17 protein-coding genes are annotated in these 18,614 nt (G+C 31.9%); 8 read left to right on the forward strand and 9 right to left on the reverse strand.

The features are described from left to right. Positions 1-161 precede the first annotated feature (161 nt). The 4 genes from Q0891_RS03695 to Q0891_RS03710 all read left to right on the forward strand — a co-directional run bounded on the left by Q0891_RS03695 (position 162) and on the right by Q0891_RS03710 (position 4,013). Entirely contained in the window at positions 162-1,322 is a 1,161-nt protein-coding gene (locus Q0891_RS03695) for a DegT/DnrJ/EryC1/StrS aminotransferase family protein (RefSeq protein ID WP_299098870.1), read from the forward strand. 2 nt (positions 1,323-1,324) lie between these two features. After that, positions 1,325-2,344, forward strand: coding sequence for a UDP-glucose 4-epimerase GalE (gene galE, locus Q0891_RS03700; RefSeq protein ID WP_299098871.1), 1,020 nt, complete (start codon positions 1,325-1,327; stop codon positions 2,342-2,344). A gap of 10 nt (positions 2,345-2,354) precedes the next feature. Beyond that, positions 2,355-3,632: an amidohydrolase family protein gene (locus Q0891_RS03705; RefSeq protein WP_299098872.1), complete on the forward strand. Its 1,278-nt coding sequence runs from the start codon at positions 2,355-2,357 to the stop codon at positions 3,630-3,632. A gap of 189 nt (positions 3,633-3,821) precedes the next feature. Further along, positions 3,822-4,013 (forward strand): hypothetical protein, encoded by a 192-nt coding sequence (locus Q0891_RS03710; protein WP_299098873.1) that lies wholly within the window; start codon positions 3,822-3,824, stop codon positions 4,011-4,013. A 39-nt stretch (positions 4,014-4,052) separates the two neighbouring features. Here the strand turns inward: Q0891_RS03710 and lspA are convergent, their stop codons facing one another. From lspA to Q0891_RS03730, 4 genes are all read right to left on the reverse strand, one after another. Beyond that, positions 4,053-4,553 (reverse strand): signal peptidase II, encoded by a 501-nt coding sequence (gene lspA, locus Q0891_RS03715; protein ID WP_367179556.1) that lies wholly within the window; start codon positions 4,551-4,553, stop codon positions 4,053-4,055. A gap of 12 nt (positions 4,554-4,565) precedes the next feature. Further along, positions 4,566-5,459, reverse strand: a complete 894-nt coding sequence (gene fabD, locus Q0891_RS03720) for an ACP S-malonyltransferase (protein WP_299098874.1) — start codon at positions 5,457-5,459, stop codon at positions 4,566-4,568. Between the two features lie 92 nt (positions 5,460-5,551). After that, on the reverse strand, positions 5,552-6,367 hold the full coding sequence (locus Q0891_RS03725) for a hypothetical protein (protein WP_299098875.1): 816 nt from the start codon (positions 6,365-6,367) through the stop codon (positions 5,552-5,554). A 79-nt stretch (positions 6,368-6,446) separates the two neighbouring features. Further along, positions 6,447-8,000: an NAD(P)/FAD-dependent oxidoreductase gene (locus Q0891_RS03730; RefSeq protein ID WP_299098876.1), complete on the reverse strand. Its 1,554-nt coding sequence runs from the start codon at positions 7,998-8,000 to the stop codon at positions 6,447-6,449. A gap of 124 nt (positions 8,001-8,124) precedes the next feature. Here Q0891_RS03730 and Q0891_RS03735 point away from each other — a divergent pair, with 124 nt between their 5' ends. Continuing rightward, positions 8,125-9,129 (forward strand): App1 family protein, encoded by a 1,005-nt coding sequence (locus Q0891_RS03735; RefSeq protein ID WP_299098877.1) that lies wholly within the window; start codon positions 8,125-8,127, stop codon positions 9,127-9,129. A gap of 13 nt (positions 9,130-9,142) precedes the next feature. Here the strand turns inward: Q0891_RS03735 and Q0891_RS03740 are convergent, their stop codons facing one another. From Q0891_RS03740 to Q0891_RS03760, 5 genes are all read right to left on the reverse strand, one after another. Beyond that, positions 9,143-9,970: a phosphatase PAP2 family protein gene (locus Q0891_RS03740; protein WP_299098878.1), complete on the reverse strand. Its 828-nt coding sequence runs from the start codon at positions 9,968-9,970 to the stop codon at positions 9,143-9,145. A 30-nt stretch (positions 9,971-10,000) separates the two neighbouring features. After that, positions 10,001-10,615 (reverse strand): deoxynucleoside kinase, encoded by a 615-nt coding sequence (locus Q0891_RS03745; protein ID WP_115817884.1) that lies wholly within the window; start codon positions 10,613-10,615, stop codon positions 10,001-10,003. 3 nt (positions 10,616-10,618) lie between these two features. Then, positions 10,619-11,419 (reverse strand): hypothetical protein, encoded by an 801-nt coding sequence (locus Q0891_RS03750; protein ID WP_299098879.1) that lies wholly within the window; start codon positions 11,417-11,419, stop codon positions 10,619-10,621. Between the two features lie 96 nt (positions 11,420-11,515). Next, positions 11,516-12,199 (reverse strand): response regulator transcription factor, encoded by a 684-nt coding sequence (locus tag Q0891_RS03755; RefSeq protein ID WP_299098880.1) that lies wholly within the window; start codon positions 12,197-12,199, stop codon positions 11,516-11,518. Continuing rightward, positions 12,192-13,724: a HAMP domain-containing sensor histidine kinase gene (locus tag Q0891_RS03760; RefSeq protein WP_299098881.1), complete on the reverse strand. Its 1,533-nt coding sequence runs from the start codon at positions 13,722-13,724 to the stop codon at positions 12,192-12,194. The genes Q0891_RS03755 and Q0891_RS03760 overlap by 8 nt, the downstream gene beginning before the upstream one ends. 140 nt (positions 13,725-13,864) lie before the next feature. On the opposite strand from Q0891_RS03760, the gene Q0891_RS03765 reads away from it, so the two are divergent. From Q0891_RS03765 to Q0891_RS03775, 3 genes are all read left to right on the forward strand, one after another. Next, positions 13,865-14,728, forward strand: coding sequence for a GLPGLI family protein (locus Q0891_RS03765; RefSeq protein ID WP_299098882.1), 864 nt, complete (start codon positions 13,865-13,867; stop codon positions 14,726-14,728). A gap of 115 nt (positions 14,729-14,843) precedes the next feature. Next, on the forward strand, positions 14,844-15,743 hold the full coding sequence (locus tag Q0891_RS03770; protein WP_299098883.1) for a GLPGLI family protein: 900 nt from the start codon (positions 14,844-14,846) through the stop codon (positions 15,741-15,743). Positions 15,744-15,841: 98 nt separating this feature from the next. Continuing rightward, positions 15,842-18,565: a TonB-dependent receptor gene (locus Q0891_RS03775; RefSeq protein WP_299098885.1), complete on the forward strand. Its 2,724-nt coding sequence runs from the start codon at positions 15,842-15,844 to the stop codon at positions 18,563-18,565. Positions 18,566-18,614 lie beyond the last annotated feature (49 nt).

Raw genomic sequence — 18,614 nt, forward strand, 5'->3', positions numbered from 1 at the left:
ATGTGTAATTGAAGTTATTTTTGATGAGCATAGCCTCACTGCGCACAAGAATATAGCAAGTATTTGATTATATAATATTCTCAATTGAATATGGAGAAGAATAATTAAATATTTTATGCTATTAATTTTCTTATTTATTTACAATAAATGTAATCTCGAGAATGAAAAAAATTCAAATGGTTGACCTTCAGAGTCAATACGCAAAAATAAAAGATGTTGTAGATCCTTCAATTGCCGAAGTGATGAATAGTGCTGCATTTATTAATGGACCAAAGGTACATGAGTTCCAAAAAAATCTTGAAGATTATTTAGGTGTAAAACATGTTATTCCTTGTGCCAACGGAACGGATGCTTTACAAATTGCCATGATGGGTTTAGGTTTAAAACCTGGTGACGAGGTCATAACAGCAGATTTCACTTTTGCAGCCACTGTAGAAGTAATTGCTTTACTGCAGTTAACACCTGTTTTAGTAGATGTAGATCCCGTAACTTTTAATATCGATGTAGATGCTATTAAAAAAGCAATAACACCAAAAACAAAAGCAATTGTGCCAGTTCATTTGTTTGGACTGCCTGCAGATATGGATGCTATAATGGATTTAGCTAAAGAGCATAATTTATTTGTCATTGAAGATAATGCGCAAGGTATTGGTGCAAATTACACGCACAAAGATGGTAGTAAAACGAAAACAGGAGCAATCGGTCATGCGGCTTCAACGTCATTTTTTCCGTCTAAAAATTTAGGTTGCTATGGTGATGGTGGTGCAATTTTTACAAACGATGATGACTTAGCACATACGATTAGAGGTATTGTAAACCATGGTATGTACAAACGCTATCATCATGATGTTGTTGGTGTAAACTCTAGGTTAGATTCTATACAAGCCGCAGTATTAGATGCGAAATTACCCCATTTAGATACGTATAATCGAAAAAGACGTGCTGCAGCCAATAAGTATAATGAAGCTTTTAAAAATCATCCTAACATAACAATTCCAACAGGAAGAGATGTTTGTGAAGGTATTTGCGATACCTGTGACTGCCATGTATTTCATCAGTATACATTAAATTTAAAGGATGTAGATCGTGATGCTTTAGTAGCACATTTACAAGAAAACAATATTCCATGTGGTGTGTATTATCCAATTCCACTTCATAGACAAAAGGCTTATTTAGATGAACGTTATAATGAATCTGACTTTACAGTTACAAATCAACTGATTAAATCTGTTATTTCATTACCAATGCATACAGAATTAGAAGATGATCAAATTGAATTTATAACGAGTTCGGTTCTTAATTTTATTAATAATAATTCTTAAATATGAAAATATTAGTTACTGGAGGACTTGGTTTTATTGGGTCTCATACAGTTGTGGAGTTACAAAATAAGGGTTTTGAAGTTGTAATTATTGATGATTTATCTAACTCTTCAGAGGAAGCTTTAGATGGTATCACAGCAATTACTAACGTGAAGCCGCATTTTGAAAAATTAGACCTAAAAATAAAAACAGACGTACAAGATTTTTTTAAGCGTCATAATGATATCGCAGGAGTTATACATTTTGCGGCAAGTAAAGCGGTTGGAGAAAGTGTTTTAGAACCATTGAAATATTATGAAAATAATATTTCTACGTTGGTTTATTTACTTCAAGAATTAAAAGGTTTAAGTAGAAAAAATTTTATATTTAGTTCTTCTTGTACAGTATATGGTCAAGCAGATGAATTACCTATAACTGAAAACGCTCCAGTAAAACCAGCAGAATCTCCGTATGGTAATACAAAACAAATTGGAGAAGAAATTATTAGTGATACATGTAAAGTGAACGAAGATATTAATGCAATCGCTTTACGCTATTTTAATCCAATTGGAGCACATCCTTCAACTGAAATTGGCGAATTGCCAATTGGAGTACCACAAAATTTAGTACCTTATATCACTCAAACAGGAATTGGGATGCGTGAACAACTTTCAGTATTTGGTGGTGATTACCTTACTTCTGATGGAACATGTGTTAGAGACTATATTCATGTTGTAGATTTGGCAAAAGCGCATGTTGTTGCATTACAACGTTTATTAGAGAATAAAAATGATTCTAATTATGAGTTTTTTAATTTAGGATCAGGCAAGGGTAGTACAGTTTTAGAAGCTATTCAATCTTTTGAACGTGTTTCTGGTAAAGTCTTAAATTATAAAATTGTAGATAGACGAGAAGGTGATATCACTGCGGCTTATGCTGAAACATCTAAAGCGAACAATGTCTTAGGCTGGAAAACACAGTTAAGTTTAGATGACGCAATGGATTCCGCATGGAAGTGGGAACAGAAAATTAGAAATAAATAAAAATTAACTTATGAAAACTTTACTCAGAATTTTTGTACTACTCTGTTCAATTTCTTTAACTGCGCAAGATACCTATTTGCATTGCGGAAAATTAGTAGATACAAAATCGGGTAAAATACTCAAGAAAAAAACAATTATAATTTCTGGAAATAAGATTAAATCTGTTGAAAGCGGTTTTATAGAGTCAAGTAATAATGAAGATTTAATAATTGATTTAAAGTCTAAAACGGTAATGCCAGGTTTAATAGATATGCATGTTCATATTGAAGGTGAAACAAACCCTAAATCTTATTTAGAAGACTATACATTAAATGACGCTGATGTAGCTTACAACTCAGTAAACTACGCAAATATTACTTTAATGAGTGGTTTTACAACAGTTAGAGATTTAGGAGGATCTGGAGTAAATGTTTCATTAAGAAACGCAATAAATGCGGGGAAAATTACAGGTCCAAGAATTTTTACTGCAGAAAAGGCATTGGCTACAACAGGAGGTCATGCAGATCCTACAAATGGTGCTAAAAGATCTTTAATAGGAAATCCTGGTCCTAAAGAGGGTGTTGTTAACGGCATAGAAGATGCAAAAAAAGCAGTGCGACAACGTTATAAAAACGGAGCAGATTTAATTAAAATTACGGCCACTGGTGGTGTTCTAAGTGTTGCAAAGAGTAGTCAGAATCCTCAATTTACTGTAGAAGAAATAAAGGCAATTTGCGATACAGCTGCCGATTACGGGTTTCATGTTGCAGCGCATGCACATGGCGATGAAGGTATGCAGCGTGCTATTTTAGGAGGCGTAAAAACTATTGAGCATGGTACTTTAATGAGTGAGGAAACCATGGAATTAATGAAAAAGCATGATGTTTATTTAGTGCCTACTATAACTGCAGGAAAATTTGTTTCGGATAAAGCAAAAATTGATGGCTATTATCCTGAAATCATTGTGCCTAAAGCTTTAAATATAGGTCCTAAAATTCAGGAAATGTTTGGTAGAGCCTACAAAGCTGGTGTTGGTATTGCTTTCGGAACTGATGCCGCAGTTTTTTATCATGGCGATAATGGAAAAGAATTTGGTTATATGGTAGAAGCAGGAATGCCGGAAATGGAGGCGCTTCAGAGCGCAACACTCACGAATGCCATGCTGTTAAAAATGGAAAATGAAATAGGGCAAATAAAGCCTGGTTTTTTGGCGGATATTATTGCCGTAGATGAAGACCCAATTAAAAACATTTCTACAATGGAAAACGTCACTTTTGTGATGAAGGAAGGTGTTGTCTACAAAAAATAGTAATATTTAATTCTAGATTTCTATTAGTGTATAATAACTCAAACAATTCCTCGTTAAGGATTGTGTACGTATTAGTACATCTAAATTTCAATATGCTAATTCTATAAGCACTTAACTAGGTTTTAACGTTTACAACTTGGGATTGGTTTCTAATCTTTGTTATTTTGTAAGGAATGATAATTGAATAAGATGAAATTGATAAGTATTAAACGAGAGACCAAAACAGAAGGTCGCTTCACAAAAAAAATGGGTGTATTGTCTACAAACGTTACCTACATTAAAAAACAATTCTTAAGTATCCCTTACCAAACTTTACACAAATATCGTGAAACATATTATGGTAAAGTTAAAGATTGCGACGATTGCCAACTAGCGCGTTAGGTTCTTTTTTAAATTATGAGTTGAATAGATCTATTTTTACTAAGATTGTAGATCAGCTTTCTTTTTACTTTTTAGTGTAAAACCACTCCATAATAACATAACCATTCCTAAAGAAACAGATAGGTCAGCTATGTTAAATATACCAGTTTTAAAGACACCACCTAAATTAATAAAAAAGAAATCTGTTACTTGACCAAATACAATTCGGTCAAAAACATTAGCAATTCCACCACCAACAATACAGCAAAAAGCGATTAAGCTTAATTTGTCTAGTTCTTTCGTTTTCACAATGTAGTAGATAACGTAGCCTAAAACAATTGTTGGTAAAACTAATAAGAAGATTAATCTAAGTGTAGGATTCATATCGCTTCCCATACCTAAAAAAGCACCTTTATTTTCAACCCAAATTAGTTGAAAATATTCGCCTATAATATTAATTACTTTTTTAAATTCTAAAGTGTTTCTCACAACTACTTTAGATATTTGATCGATAGCAATATTGAAAATAATAAGTACTGTGATAAATAAGTTTCTATTCAAAACATATATGGTTTAAGCATTAGTTTCAAAAGTAGCTGAAGCTGTTTCAGATGCTCTATTTATTTTCTTAACTAAGCCTTGTAACACTTTACCAGGACCAACTTCAGTAAAGAGAGAAGCACCATCTTCTATCATTTGTTGTACAGATTGCGTCCAACGAACAGGAGCTGTTAATTGCGAAATTAAATTAGCTTTAATTTCGTTTTCATCGGTAATGGCAGAAGCCGTTACATTTTGATAGATAGGGCAATTTGGTTTACTAAATGTTGTGTTTTCTATGGCTGCTGCTAATTCTTCACGAGCGGGTTCCATTAAAGGCGAGTGAAAAGCACCACCAACAGGCAGCACTAAAGCACGTCTTGCTCCTGCATCCTTAAGAGATGCACATGCTTTATTAATAGCTTCTACATCACCAGAAATTACTAATTGTCCAGGACAGTTGTAGTTTGCAGCAACTACAACACCTTCTGTTGTAGAGCATACTTTTTCTACTATGTCATCTTCTAATCCTAGAACGGCAGCCATAGTACTTGGTTGTAATTCACAAGCTTTTTGCATGGCCTGAGCACGTTGCGAAACTAATTTTAATCCATCTTCAAATGTTAATGCTCCTGCAGCAACGAGTGCTGAGAATTCACCAAGTGAATGACCAGCAACCATGTCTGGCTTAAAGCTATCTCCAAGTGTTTTGGCTAAAATTACCGAATGTAAAAATATAGCAGGTTGAGTTACTTTAGTTACTTTAAGGTCTTCAGCAGAGCCTTCAAACATTATATCTGTAATATGAAAGCCTAAAATATCGTTGGCTTTTTCAAACAATTCTTGAGCTAAAGGAGAATTTTCGTAAAGGTCTAATCCCATTCCTGAGAATTGAGCACCTTGACCTGGAAATATATATGCGTTCATTTTTATTAAGATTAGTTAGGCAAAAATAGATATAAAATATCAATTTATATAGTTCCTTAAATTTTGGTTATTTATCTAATTTAAACTTAATACTAAATAAAGAAATGTTCTTTTGTATTCAGCTTTATACCATACAATTCAATAGGTTGCCATTTTGTATTTAAGATGTATTCTTTCAATCGTTTTTTTAGATGATCATTCTTTTTGTCTTGATAACCTATATTGTAAGTTTCTAAACTATCAATTTTTCCAGATTTAGTTATAATGAATTGGGCAGAAAAATGATAGTCTTCTTCGCTTTGTGGTTGAAATGCTATAGTGTGTTTTATATTACGTATTTCATTTTGAATAGAGTCTTTCCATAGTCTATAATTTTTTGATCTATGTCTGGTATTTAAGGCATAAGAATCACTCCAAGTATAAATTAAGTTTTTGTTATGATGTAAGTATATACTATCAACAATTCTTTTTGAATCATTTATAAAGTCAGCTCCATATTTGTCAGCAATGGCTTTATGCATTATACGCTCATAGCATTCGTAATATTCGTCATCTGCAGACACTATGCAGCTTAATAGTAATTCTATAGAATTTATTGAGTAATTGTTCTCTAAATAATTTGGAAAGTTTCTAAGACTTGGAGGTAAATGTTCTCTCTCACTTCCTATAAAATATGTTAGCTTATTTTTCTTAATATCAATTTCGGCTTTAAATGAATCTAGCAAGCAATAAGATTCTTTAATGGGTTTAAGTTCTGATATTCGTTGATGATATTTACGATAAGAATCATAATCGTTAATATCTAAAGTATCTAACATACTATGGTATTCTGAGATTTTTTTATGTTCAGAGTTATTACAGCCAGCTGCTAGAATAACCAATAGAATTGTAGGAATAATTTTTCTCATATTAGCATAACGTTTATTGAGAAATTTTCTTATTTCTAAAAAAACCAGATCATTATTTTTAAAACGTGACAAAAGCTTATTATTGACAAGCTGCTTCAGCACAACGCTCACCATCCATTGCTGCAGAAATAATACCACCAGCATAACCACCACCTTCGCCACAAGGAAATAAATTAGCAATTTCTGGATGTTCTAAAGTTTCTGTCCTTGGTATACTAACAGGTGAAGAGGTTCTAGATTCTACACCAATAATATTAGCTTCTTCTGTATAGTATCCTTTCATTTTTTGCCCAAAAGCTTTAAAACCTTTTCTTAGTGAACCACCAATTATTTTAGGTAATAAAGAGTGTAATGGTGCGGAATTTAGGCCTGGTTGATATGAGGTTTCGTTAAGGCTATTTGATGTTTTTCCTTCCACAAAATCCGTTAGTTTTTGTGCAGGTGCAGATTGTTTTCGTCCTCCAGATGTAAAGGCTAAACGCTCTAAATCTTTTTGATATTCTAATGCTTTTAGAGCACCAAAATGTTCGTATTTATATAAATCTTTATCTGCATTTATTTCAGTAACAATACCAGAATTGGCAAACTTATTATTTCGTTTAGAAGGTGACATTCCATTTACTACTACTTCTCCATTTGCGGTGGCAGCAGGTACAATAAATCCACCAGGACACATGCAAAAAGAGTACACACCTCTATGATTAATTTGTTCTACCAAACTGTATGATGCAGCAGGTAATAATTCGTCTCTTGGTTCACCTGAACAATGGTATTGAATACCATCAATAATCTCTTGTGGATGCTCAACTCTAACTCCCATTGCAAAAGATTTCGCTTCAAGTTTAACCTTTTTGTCATTTAATAAATAGAAAATATCTCTTGCAGAATGACCAGTTGCTAAAATTACTTTTTCTACATTAAGTTCTTTTCCGTCTAAAAGTTGAAGCGCAACAATCTTATTATCTTTTAATGTAAAATCTGAAACTCGAGATTCAAAGTGAACTTCTCCTCCATATTTTAAGATGGTTTCGCGAATGTTAGTGACAACCTTTGGCAATTTATTAGTACCAATATGAGGATGAGCATCCACCAATATTTGATCAGTAGCACCATGATAAACTAAATTTTCAAATACTCTACGTACATCACCGCGCTTTAAGCTTCTGGTGTAAAGTTTACCATCAGAGTAGGTGCCAGCACCACCTTCGCCAAAACAATAATTAGAATCCTCGTTTACAAAATGATCTTGATTAATGGCTTTTAAATCGCGTCGTCGGTCTTTTACATTTTTACCGCGTTCTAAAACAATAGGCTTAAAACCTAACTCTATACAACGCAGTGCTGCATACATTCCTGCTGGTCCAAAACCAATGATATGTATAGGTTTTGAATTAGAAACATCTTTGTAGTCAAAGTGATACTCAGAGGTTTCTGGCATTGGTTCATTAATATAGACCTCAACTTTGTAATTAAATATGATGTTGCGTTTACGAGCATCAATAGATTTTCTTAGAATTTTAATTCCAGAAATTTCAGAGGTTTTAATATCTAAATTATAAGCTGCTTTTTTTAGCAAACCATCTGGTTGTCTTTCTTCGAATAAATTAACACGTAATTGTAAGGCTCTTATCATGTGGCGAAATTAATTATAATTATGAATACTTACTGTTTATCCTTCTAAATTTAGATAAAACGGTTAAGATGTTTTAAAGCTTTGTAGATTTTACTATCTTGAAAATTATTAAAAATAATTTCATTTGAGCTGGTTAAAGAAAGATCCATTACAGATTATAGCTTTTCAAGGTTATGGTACTGATAATCATTTTTATGCACGCGGAAGAGCACTAGAAGATGAGTCTATAGATTTAGATGAGCAGCATATTTGGCATCTTATTGTAAATACTTGGAAGCGTTTTGAGACTGATGAAATTAAAAACGTAGGTGTTAGTATAAAATTGCCCAATAATACCATTCTAAAAGGTGTTACAGATAATAAAGGATATTATAAGTTTGAAGAGAGCTTAGAAAATTTAAAAACTCTTACTAATGAAGAAGGTTGGTTGTCTTTTGAATTGTTTTATGATGATTTAAAGATAAAACGGACGATACAGAATAAAAATAGATTTCCAGGTGAGATTCTAATACCTTCCTCTAAGGCGCAATTTGGTGTGGCTAGTGATATTGACGATACTATTTTGCACACTGGTGTTGTGTCTACCTTAAAATGGAAAGTAATTTATAATTCAATTTTTAGGCATGCTAAGAATAGAATTCCGTTAGAAGGTGCTGCAGATTTTTATCATAAACTGCATAGAGGAATTTCTGGCGAAAATGCAAATCCTATTTTTTATGTCAGTCATAGTCCATGGAATTTATATCGCTATTTAGAATTGTTTTTAAGACAGAACAAATTTCCTAAAGGTCCTATTTTATTAAGAAGTTTAAGCAATTTTTTAAAGAAGAAATCTCAAGATGAAAAACCTCAGAAACAAAAAGAAATTCTTAATCTATTAAAAACGTATCCAGATTTACCATTTATATTAATTGGTGATAGTGGTGAGCATGATCCAGACATTTACATGGAAATTGCAGAAGAATTTCCAAATCGAATTTTGGCAATTTATCTTCGTAGTGTGCAACACAAAAAGAAAATGTTGCGGGTAAAAGGATTAGTGGAAAACTACAAAACCACAATGGTTTTAATGGTGGAAAGTAGCGCACAGGCCATTGAGCACGCTAGAGAGAATGGCTTTATTGTATAATTTCAGCATTTATTTAAAAAGTGCCAACAACACCAAAAGTACCTGCACCCATTTTTAGTTGCCAAGATATTTGCTTTGGCTCTTTAATTTCATAACGCTGATTACGCTTCATAAAATTATCGATGCCGTCTGTAATAACAATGCTAAAAGCCATACCAAAACCTACATCAGATATCCAATGTGCATTTTTCCATAATCTAGAAATTGGAGCAATTGATCCAACAGTATAAATACCAGCTTTAACCCAAAAATTATCAAATTGTTTAGCTATAGCATGAGCCATAGAAAATGATAAAATTGAATGTCCGGAAGGAAAAGAGTGGTAGCCAGGTTCATTACTAAATGGACTAAAATGATCATGGTTTCCTGTTTTTGGCCTAGCACGACCAATAGCAGTTTTTGCAACACTTTGAAACAAGCCTGAAGCCACAGCAGACGAAATAATTAAAACACCTGTATATCTTACTTTTTCATTTTTTGTTAGTAATCCAAAACCATAAACACCAGCCGTTACCATGAAGAAATTTTGAGGACTGCCAAAATACCATCCAAAATCTTGTAATATAGTTGGAGCATGCTCACCTTGTTCTGTAAAAATGCGTTGTGCTTCATTATCTGCAAGATATAGTAAACTTGTACCTGCAATAAAACTTCCTGCAGTTATAAAATCCTTCTTTTTCCATCTTAAAGGTTGGGTGTAAGCATTGCCAACGCCTTTAATAATAGATATACCGTCGTATTTAAAATCGTTCCATATTCTTTTACCATCAGAAATAGAATCGTTTTGTGATTGAATATTAAGTGTAGATAATACTGCGAGAGCAAGTAAAAAGTATTTCAATTTTTAGCGTAATAATTGAAGACTATAACTTTAAAATAATCCATTAATTTCAGCATCAATTCGGTTGATTATGTCTCCTAAATCTTCAGGATTAGCAACAAAATCTAAATTGTCTACGTCTATAATTAATAAATTTCCTTTATCGTATTTAGAAATCCAAGCTTCATAACGTTCGTTTAATCGGCTTAAATAATCGATACTAATTGTGTTTTCGTAATCGCGTCCTCTTTTATGGATTTGTGCGACTAAATTAGGAATAGAACTACGTAAATAAATAAGTAAATCTGGTCCTTTTACAAAAGATTCCATTAATTCAAATAACGAAGAATAATTTTCAAAATCACGATTGGTCATTAAACCCATGGCGTGTAAGTTGGGTGCAAAAATATGTGCATCCTCATAGATTGTTCTGTCTTGAATGATATCTTTTCCGCTATCGTGAATTTGGTTAACTTGTCTAAATCTACTATTTAAAAAATAAACCTGCAGGTTAAAACTCCAACGCTCCATCTGATTGTAAAAATCATCTAAATACGGATTGTCAACTACATCTTCTAACTGTGCTTCCCACTTAAAATGTTTCGCTAGTAATTTTGTAAGTGTAGTTTTTCCGGCTCCAATATTTCCTGCAACGGCTACATGCATAATCTAATCTAATTTTAATTGGTATTGATATAGTAAATTTTCTCGGTAAAGATACACTGTTTCGTTGGTTACCAAAAACTGATTTATTAACATTTTTGGATGTTTAACAGGTAATATTTCTGTTTGGTTTTTTTCTAAGATAAACAAAGAATCTTCTTTTTTTAAAACCAAATGCGCTTCGTTAAATGCCAAACTTTCGTAACCTGTGTTTTTCAGTTTTCTTATTAAGCTTCCAAAATAATTATAGATATAAAGATAATTTTCAGTGAGTAAGAAGCAATAATTATAATCGCTTTTTAAATCTAGAACTTTAGATTGTACTGGTACTGTTTTTAGTTTGGTTTTGTTTGAAGCATAATCGTATAATTCTAAATATTGAAAATCTTCATTAAATAACCAAAGTGTATTGTTATAGCCCGAAGAAACAAACGATACATTTTTGTAGGTTGTGTTAGAGTTAAAATCAATTTTTGAAATTTCAGCCAAGCGATTATCTAGGATTATAACTGTATTAAAGTCTTTATAGAACAGATTTATTTTTAAAGGATTAAATGTGTTTGCCGATGTAATTTCGCCTAACTGAAAATTAGAATAACTAATAATAGTGTCCTTCGTTTTTTTATTGAAGGTGTTATTTTCCGTTGAATAATAAAAGGTTCCATAATTATCTATTCCGAAAATAGACTCCGCTTTTATAATTGTAGAATCTTTTAAAGTCGCTGTAGCTGTAACGAGTTGTTGGTTTTCTCCTTGCGCAAAGCCTAAAAAACTAGAAATTAAAAATAAAAGAAAAAGCTTTTGCATAAAGGTTGACCACTTAAGACTGAAAAATACAAAATTGTACCAATTAATAACGCTTAAGGATTGCAGTAATTTTAAAAACGAACAGATTTCATAAAATTATACCGTTAATTTATAACCAAACCCACGAACATTAATAATCTGAATGTTTTTATCCTTTTGTAATTTTTTTCGCAGTTTACTAATAAAAACATCCATGCTTCTTGCGGTAAAAAAATCATCAGTTCCCCAAAGTTTATTCAATATTAAAGAACGGTCTAAAACCTGATTTTTATTTTTTATAAGATGAAACAATAAGTGTGCTTCTCTGTGAGTGAGCTGAACGGACTCCTCATCCATGAAACTTAATTGTTGTTTAGGAAAATCGAAAGCGAATTGACCAAGCGTTATAATTTCAGAGGTTTTTTGCGTTTTAGTTCTATCTACTAAATTATGCACCCTAACAATAAGCTCTTCCATGCTAAATGGTTTTTTAAGGTAGTCATTTCCGCCAATAGAAAAACCTTCAACCACATCTGCAGTTTGAGATTTTGCCGTTAAAAATATAATAGGAATAGTATCATCTTCAGCTCTAATTTCTTTGGCTAAAGTGAAACCATCTTTTTTAGGCATCATTACATCCAAAACTAAAATGTCTGGCGCTTCAGTTTGATGTTTTTTAAAAGCAATATCTCCATTTTCGCAAAGGGTAACTTCAAAGTCCCTTGTTTCTAAGCTTTCTTTTATAATCTGTCCTAGCGCTGCTTCGTCCTCAGCCAATAAGAGTTTAATTTTATTAGCCATTTGGAAGTGTGATTTTAAACGTAGTTAAATTTTTATTCAATTCTAAATTTATAGAGCCTTTATGTTTTTCTATAATCGTTTTGGTGTAATATAAACCAATGCCAAATCCTTTTACATCGTGCTTATTGCCTTTTGGTACACGATAAAACTTGTCGAAAATTTGTTCTTTATTGGTTTTAGTCAAACTGTTACCGTTGTCAGAAATTAGAATGATGCAATTATTTTTGTTTTCCCTTAATTGAACAGTAATTTCTTCGCCACCATATTTTATAGCATTATCTAAAATGTTATTTAAAGCATTTTCAATATGAAATATATCTGCATTAATGATTAAGTTTTCAACTAGAAAATTATTGTTTATGGTTTTTTCTCTGAATTGTATTTTATAACGATTGGTTAGTGTTAACAGCAATTCAGATAGATTAAAGTTTTCGTTTTTTAGGTCTAAATTATTACTGTCTAAGGTTGCTGTTTCTAACATTTTTTCAACCATAACATTTAGTTTCCCTAATTGCACTGAAGACATGTTTAGGTATTTTTTGGTCTTTTCCTTGTCTTCAATGGCATTAAAACTATTTATACTTTCTATTGCTGCACTTATGGTGGCTATAGGCGTTTTAAACTCGTGCGTTATATTACTAATAAGGTCGTTTTTTACTTCGGCTAGTTGTTTTTGGTCTCGTATAATTTTCAGTAGGTAAAATAATGAACTTATTACAGCAAGTATGAGAAGTGTAGAAATTAAAATTCCACCTAAAATTCTATATAAAATAGCTTCAGTTGTATTTGTAAACAATATGGTTAAAAAAGTACCTTTTGGCAGAAACGTAGATTTTGAGTCCGTCTGTAAATAATCGGCTGACATGTGATTAGGATCAAGCTCTGGCATTTCTTTTGTTTTAATCCAATGTTCAATATCGTGTTTAGGATTTTTATAGTCTAAATAGAATGCGATATCAATATTTTTGCGTTTTAATTCTTGCTTAACTAAACTATCTACGCTTTTTATATCTAGAGTATCATTAGTCATTGAAATCATGACTTTTGATGTTAAAAACTCAGCAGTTTTAAAATCAATGCCCTTATTTTTTAAACTGTCTTTTTTTAAATGAAAATTTTCTATTGTTAAAGGGTTGAGTTTTTCATCTTCTTTTTTAGCCATCGAGTCGGCCTTACGTCCCCTAAGTATCGTTATGCCGTCTATGGCAGTGACATCTAAAGAATCAATATTACTAAAGCCAATATTAGATTCATCTAAGTTTTTTAAAAAATTTTGAAGTTTACTTCCTTCTTTAAAGGCATCCTTTTGTTGATCGCCTTTTAAGAAAATACCAATAGTAGATTGTTCTGCTAAAGCGGTATAATAATCATCAACGGCTTTGTCTAAACTAATTTGTACATCATTAATGAGCTGTTGTTTGCTAGTTTGGTAGTTTTTGTAATTCCAATAGACTTGTATTCCAATTGTACCAAGAATAACAACCACTATAGTATATAAAATCCATTTGTATCTTACATCATTCATAATTCAAATGTAGAAGTAAAAAAAATAGATTGCTAATCGGTTAACACTCGTTAACGTTGGTTAACATAAGTAGTGGTTTAATTTTCAGATAATTGTAGTATATTAATCAAAAACATAATCAATCTATAATATATCAAATTATGAAAAATCTCTCAATCTTATTCTCATTAATATTAATTCTTGTGGCGTCATCAGTTTTAGCTCAAGATTTTCAAGGCGTGGCAACATATAGAACACAACGCAAAATTGACATAAAAATGGATAGCACTAAAATGAATGACGCTATGCAGACCAAGATGATAGAAATGATGAAAAAGGGATTTCAGAAAACCTACACTTTAACCTTTGATAAATCTTCATCATTATATAGGCAAGAAGTTGAATTAGACAAGCCGCAAGTTGGTGGCGAAATGATGATGTCTTTTGGAAATAGTGGTAACGATGTTTTTTATAAAAATATAAAAGACAAAAGCTATATAGATCAAAAAGAAACGATGGGTAAAAATTTTTTGATAAAAGATTCAATTGTCTCAATTGACTGGAAATTGGAGTCAGACACTAAACATATTGGAGAATATATGTGTTTTAAAGCAACTTATACTAAACAAGTGCCAAAAAGAAAGAGTATTAGTTTTAGCAGTAATACAAATAAAAAAAAGAAATCTGATGATGAAAAGGAAGAGGAGGAAGCGGTTGAAATGGAAGATCGTATAATCACAGCTTGGTACACACCTCAGATACCTGTGAGTAATGGGCCAGCTAAATATCAAGGATTACCCGGGTTAATTTTAGAAATTCATGATGGAAAGTTAACTGTTATTTGTAGTCAAATAGTAATTAATCCAGAAGAAAAAATAGAAATTACAGAACCTACTAAGGGTAAGCAAGTTGACCAACAAGAATATGACGATATAATGGATAAAAAGGCCAAGGAAATGATGGAGCGTTATGCACCTCGTAAAGGTTCAAAAGGAGAGCACGTTATAATTTCAGTTGGTGGTTAATTTTCTTAACATAAATTTAACGGTATAGGATTTTACTTTTCTTCATTCAATGAGTCTTACGTTTAGTGAGATTAACTAAATTCGTTTTGGATTTTATAACAACATCGATAAACACATGAAGAAATTACCATTTAAAATTGCATTACTGTTAACAGTCTTTTTTACGAGTTTCAATGCATTTGCTCAAGATTTTCAAGGCAAGGCGTATTACCAATCTAAAACCACTATGGATATGGAAGGTATTGGTGGGCCAGACGCAAGTCCGGAACGTAAAAAGCAAATTGCCGAACGTATGAAAAGCTTTTTAGAAAAAGAATATGTCTTAACGTTCAACCAAGCGGAATCTATTTATAAAGAAGATGAGAAATTAGCAGCTCCAGGTGGAGGAAGAGGATTTGGAGGATTTGGTTCTAGTTTTACTGGTGGTCCAAAATATAAAAATGTTAAAACCAAAGAAGCTATTACGGACCAAGAATTTTTTGGTAAGAAGTTTTTAATTGTAGATGATTTAAAAAACTTAGAATGGAAAATGGGTACTGAGACAAAGCAAATTGGTCAGTACACATGTTTTAAAGCTACAGCAACTACAACATCTGATGCCTTTGATTTTAGTGCTTTTAGAAGACCAAGTAGAGGTAGTAATGAGAGAGAAGAAGGTAAAAAAGAAAAAGATAGCACTAATAGTAAGAAAAAAGAAAAAGATAAGCCAGAAGCTAAGGAACCAAAAATTATCGAAGTAGTTGCTTGGTATTCTCCGCAGATACCTGTTAACCAAGGGCCAGATGGTTATTGGGGTTTACCTGGATTAATATTAGAAGTTAATGCAGATCGTACTACTATTTTATGTACAAAAATTGTTTTAAATCCTGAAGAAAAGGAAGAGATTGAAAAGCCTAAAAAAGGAGATGAAGTTACACAAACAGAATACAACGAAATTGTAACAAAAAAGATGAAAGAGTTAAGAGAGTTACGCGGAGGTCGAGGCGGACGAGGAGGAGGTCGAAGACGAAATTAATTCGTCACTATCTTTTTTATGTACAACCACATTTATTATCAAATGTTAATGCGTTTGATAAGATTAAAAATTTAATATAACAATCACAACCAAATTATATGAAGAATGTTTTAGCGCTATTATGCCTATTAATAGCAAGTAGTTCCTTTGCCCAAATTAAACTTCAGGGTGTTGTAAAGGATAGTATTGGTACACCTTTAGAACTCGCAAATGTTATCGCAATTAATAAAGATTCAAATACTTTAGAGTCTTATGGAATAACAGATTCTGCAGGTAAATATGTATTGTCTTTAAGTAAGAATACGTTATATAATATTCAAATTAGTTATATCGGCTTAAAATCTGTAGACGAAACCATTCAAACTAAGGAAGACGATATTACTAAAAACTTTAATATGGTTTCTGATAATCAGTTAGATGCTGTTGAGATTACCTATGAAATGCCTGTAACCATAAAAGGAGATACATTAATCTATAATGCAGATTCTTTTAAAAACGGATCGGAACGGAAACTAGAAGATGTTTTGAAAAAATTACCTGGCGTTGAAATAAATGATGATGGACAAGTTGAGGTAGAAGGAAAGGTTGTAGATAAATTAATGGTTAACGGAAAAGATTTCTTTGATGGCGACTCTAAATTGGCAACAAAAAACATTCCATCTAACGCTGTTGATAAAGTACAAGTATTACGAAATTACTCGGAAGTTGGTCAGTTAAGTGGTGTGCAGAATAACCAAGATAATGTAGCTATTAATATTAAATTAAAAGAAGGTAAAGAAAACTTTTGGTTTGGTGATGTTACAGTAGGAGGAGGTGTAGCACCTTCACCAACAGATGAGCTTTACTTGGTGCAGCCTAAACTTTTTTACTACAGCCCTAAGTATAGTATCAATGTTATTGGTGATTTAAATAATACAGGAGAAGTAGCATTGACAGGAAGAGATTTAAGAAATTTTGGTGGTGGATTTAGAGCACCAAGCAGCAGTAGCGGAACAAGTATAAATCTTGGAGATAATGGGTTAAGAGGTTTAACTAACCTTGGTGATGCACAAAGTATTGAGTCAAAATTAGGCGCTGTGAACTTTAGCTATGCACCAAATAAGGCATTAGACCTTAGTGGATTTATTATCTACAATGCCAATAGGTTAAAAACAAGACAGGAGAGTTTTGTACGTTATACAGATTCGGATTTAGGAATTCCAGATGAAGAAACTGTTCAAACCGGACGAGAAGCAACCAATCAAGGCTTAGCGAAACTAAGTGCTAGTTATAAACCAAACACGAATAATCAATTGAATTATGATATTCTTGGTCGTATTTCTGATGACTCTGAAATGAATAATGAATTTTCTACAGTAGTTGGTACAACCAATCAGTTAGATGAAGCGAAACCTTATAGTATTAATCAAAACGTTAACTACTATTACACCCTAAATGAAACTAATATTTTTGCTTTTGAAGCACAACATTTATTAAAAGATGAAGATCCATTTTACAATGTTATAGGTTTAAAAGATGAAGATGCTTTTGAAAATACAGCTAGTGCATTAGGATTAGATGTTAACCAGAATGACTATAATCTTAATCAAGAAAGACGAATAAAATCTAATCAATTAGATGCTAAATTAGATTACTATAATATCTTAAATTCTAAAAGTAATATCAATTTTACTTTAGGAACCATATTGAGTAATCAACAATTTGACTCTAATATATTTCAATTTTTAGATGATGGTACTTTCTTTGATCCAACAGCGACGTTAACAAATGATGGTGATTTGTTACGAAACGAAAATGATATAGAATATAATTTTAGTGATGTGTACTTAGGGCTTCATTACACCTTAAAAACAGGTAAGTTTACCATTACTCCTGGGTTTTCAGTACATGCATATGGAAATAAAAATACGCAGTTTGGAACAACTTACGAAGATAATTTCTTAAGATTACTTCCAGATTTTGAAACAAGAATTCAGTTTAAAAAGAGTGAAAGTTTAACCCTAAGTTATAATATGCAAAACTCCTTTACAGATGTTACGAGTTTAGCCGAAGGGTTAGTATTAAATAATTACAATAGTATACAATATGGAGAACCAAATTTGCAAAATGCACTTTCTCATAACATCAGTCTGCGTTATTTTAGCTTTAACCTTTTTAATTACACTAATGTTTTTGCGTTCTTTAACTACAATAAAAATATAGATCAAATTAGATCACTTACAGATTTTGATAATGTTATTAGAACAAGCACTTATTTTAATTCTAATTTTGCAGATGAAAGTGTGTCAACCTTTGGGCGTATACAACGTACATTTGGAAAGTTAAGAGCTAGTTTAAGAGCTAACTTTAACTATAGTAAAATAAATCAATTTGTGCAGGATGAAAGATCGGTAAATGAGAGTTTTACTCAAAGTTATACGCCAGAATTGAGTACTAATTTTAGAGAGTGGCCAAACGTCACTTTAAAATACCGTCATAGTATCAGTAATACAAATCAAGGAGGCGATGATATTAAATATACTACGAGTGCGCCATCTGTAGAGTTTGATGCTTACATTTGGGATTCGTTAACGTTAAAAACAGATTACGCTTACACGAATCAAAAAAGTAATATTTCACCTTCAGAGTCTTACCAAACGTGGAATGCTAGTTTAGCGTATCGAAAAGATCAAGATGCTAAATGGGAATACCAAATTAAAGCAAGTAACCTTTTAAACATAGATTCTAACGTAAATAATGGGTCTAGTAATATTTCGGTTTACAGTTCTGAAACCTTTATTTTGCCAAGGTTTATTACTTTTAGATTGACTTATACTTTGTAAACATTTCAATTTTTAAAATTGAAAAACCTTCAATTCATATATAGAATTG

Origin of the sequence: uncultured Winogradskyella sp. (genome assembly GCF_947498005.1) — a bacterium.
Taxonomy (GTDB): domain Bacteria; phylum Bacteroidota; class Bacteroidia; order Flavobacteriales; family Flavobacteriaceae; genus Winogradskyella.

Bases quoted from the DNA above. Each gene is read 5' to 3' on its own strand.
- Q0891_RS03710 (WP_299098873.1), top strand. From the start codon at position 3,822: ATGAAATTGATAAGTATTAAACGAGAGACCAAAACAGAAGGTCGCTTC.
- Q0891_RS03695 (WP_299098870.1), top strand. From the start codon at position 162: ATGAAAAAAATTCAAATGGTTGACCTTCAGAGTCAATACGCAAAAATA.
- Q0891_RS03760 (WP_299098881.1), bottom strand. From the start codon at position 13,724: ATGAATGATGTAAGATACAAATGGATTTTATATACTATAGTGGTTGTT.
- Q0891_RS03745 (WP_115817884.1), bottom strand. From the start codon at position 10,615: ATGCATGTAGCCGTTGCAGGAAATATTGGAGCCGGAAAAACTACACTT.
- Q0891_RS03730 (WP_299098876.1), bottom strand. From the start codon at position 8,000: ATGATAAGAGCCTTACAATTACGTGTTAATTTATTCGAAGAAAGACAA.
- Q0891_RS03775 (WP_299098885.1), top strand. From the start codon at position 15,842: ATGAAGAATGTTTTAGCGCTATTATGCCTATTAATAGCAAGTAGTTCC.
- Q0891_RS03755 (WP_299098880.1), bottom strand. From the start codon at position 12,199: ATGGCTAATAAAATTAAACTCTTATTGGCTGAGGACGAAGCAGCGCTA.
- Q0891_RS03765 (WP_299098882.1), top strand. From the start codon at position 13,865: ATGAAAAATCTCTCAATCTTATTCTCATTAATATTAATTCTTGTGGCG.
- Q0891_RS03725 (WP_299098875.1), bottom strand. From the start codon at position 6,367: ATGAGAAAAATTATTCCTACAATTCTATTGGTTATTCTAGCAGCTGGC.
- fabD (WP_299098874.1), bottom strand. From the start codon at position 5,459: ATGAACGCATATATATTTCCAGGTCAAGGTGCTCAATTCTCAGGAATG.
- Q0891_RS03750 (WP_299098879.1), bottom strand. From the start codon at position 11,419: ATGCAAAAGCTTTTTCTTTTATTTTTAATTTCTAGTTTTTTAGGCTTT.
- Q0891_RS03705 (WP_299098872.1), top strand. From the start codon at position 2,355: ATGAAAACTTTACTCAGAATTTTTGTACTACTCTGTTCAATTTCTTTA.
- Q0891_RS03770 (WP_299098883.1), top strand. From the start codon at position 14,844: ATGAAGAAATTACCATTTAAAATTGCATTACTGTTAACAGTCTTTTTT.
- galE (WP_299098871.1), top strand. From the start codon at position 1,325: ATGAAAATATTAGTTACTGGAGGACTTGGTTTTATTGGGTCTCATACA.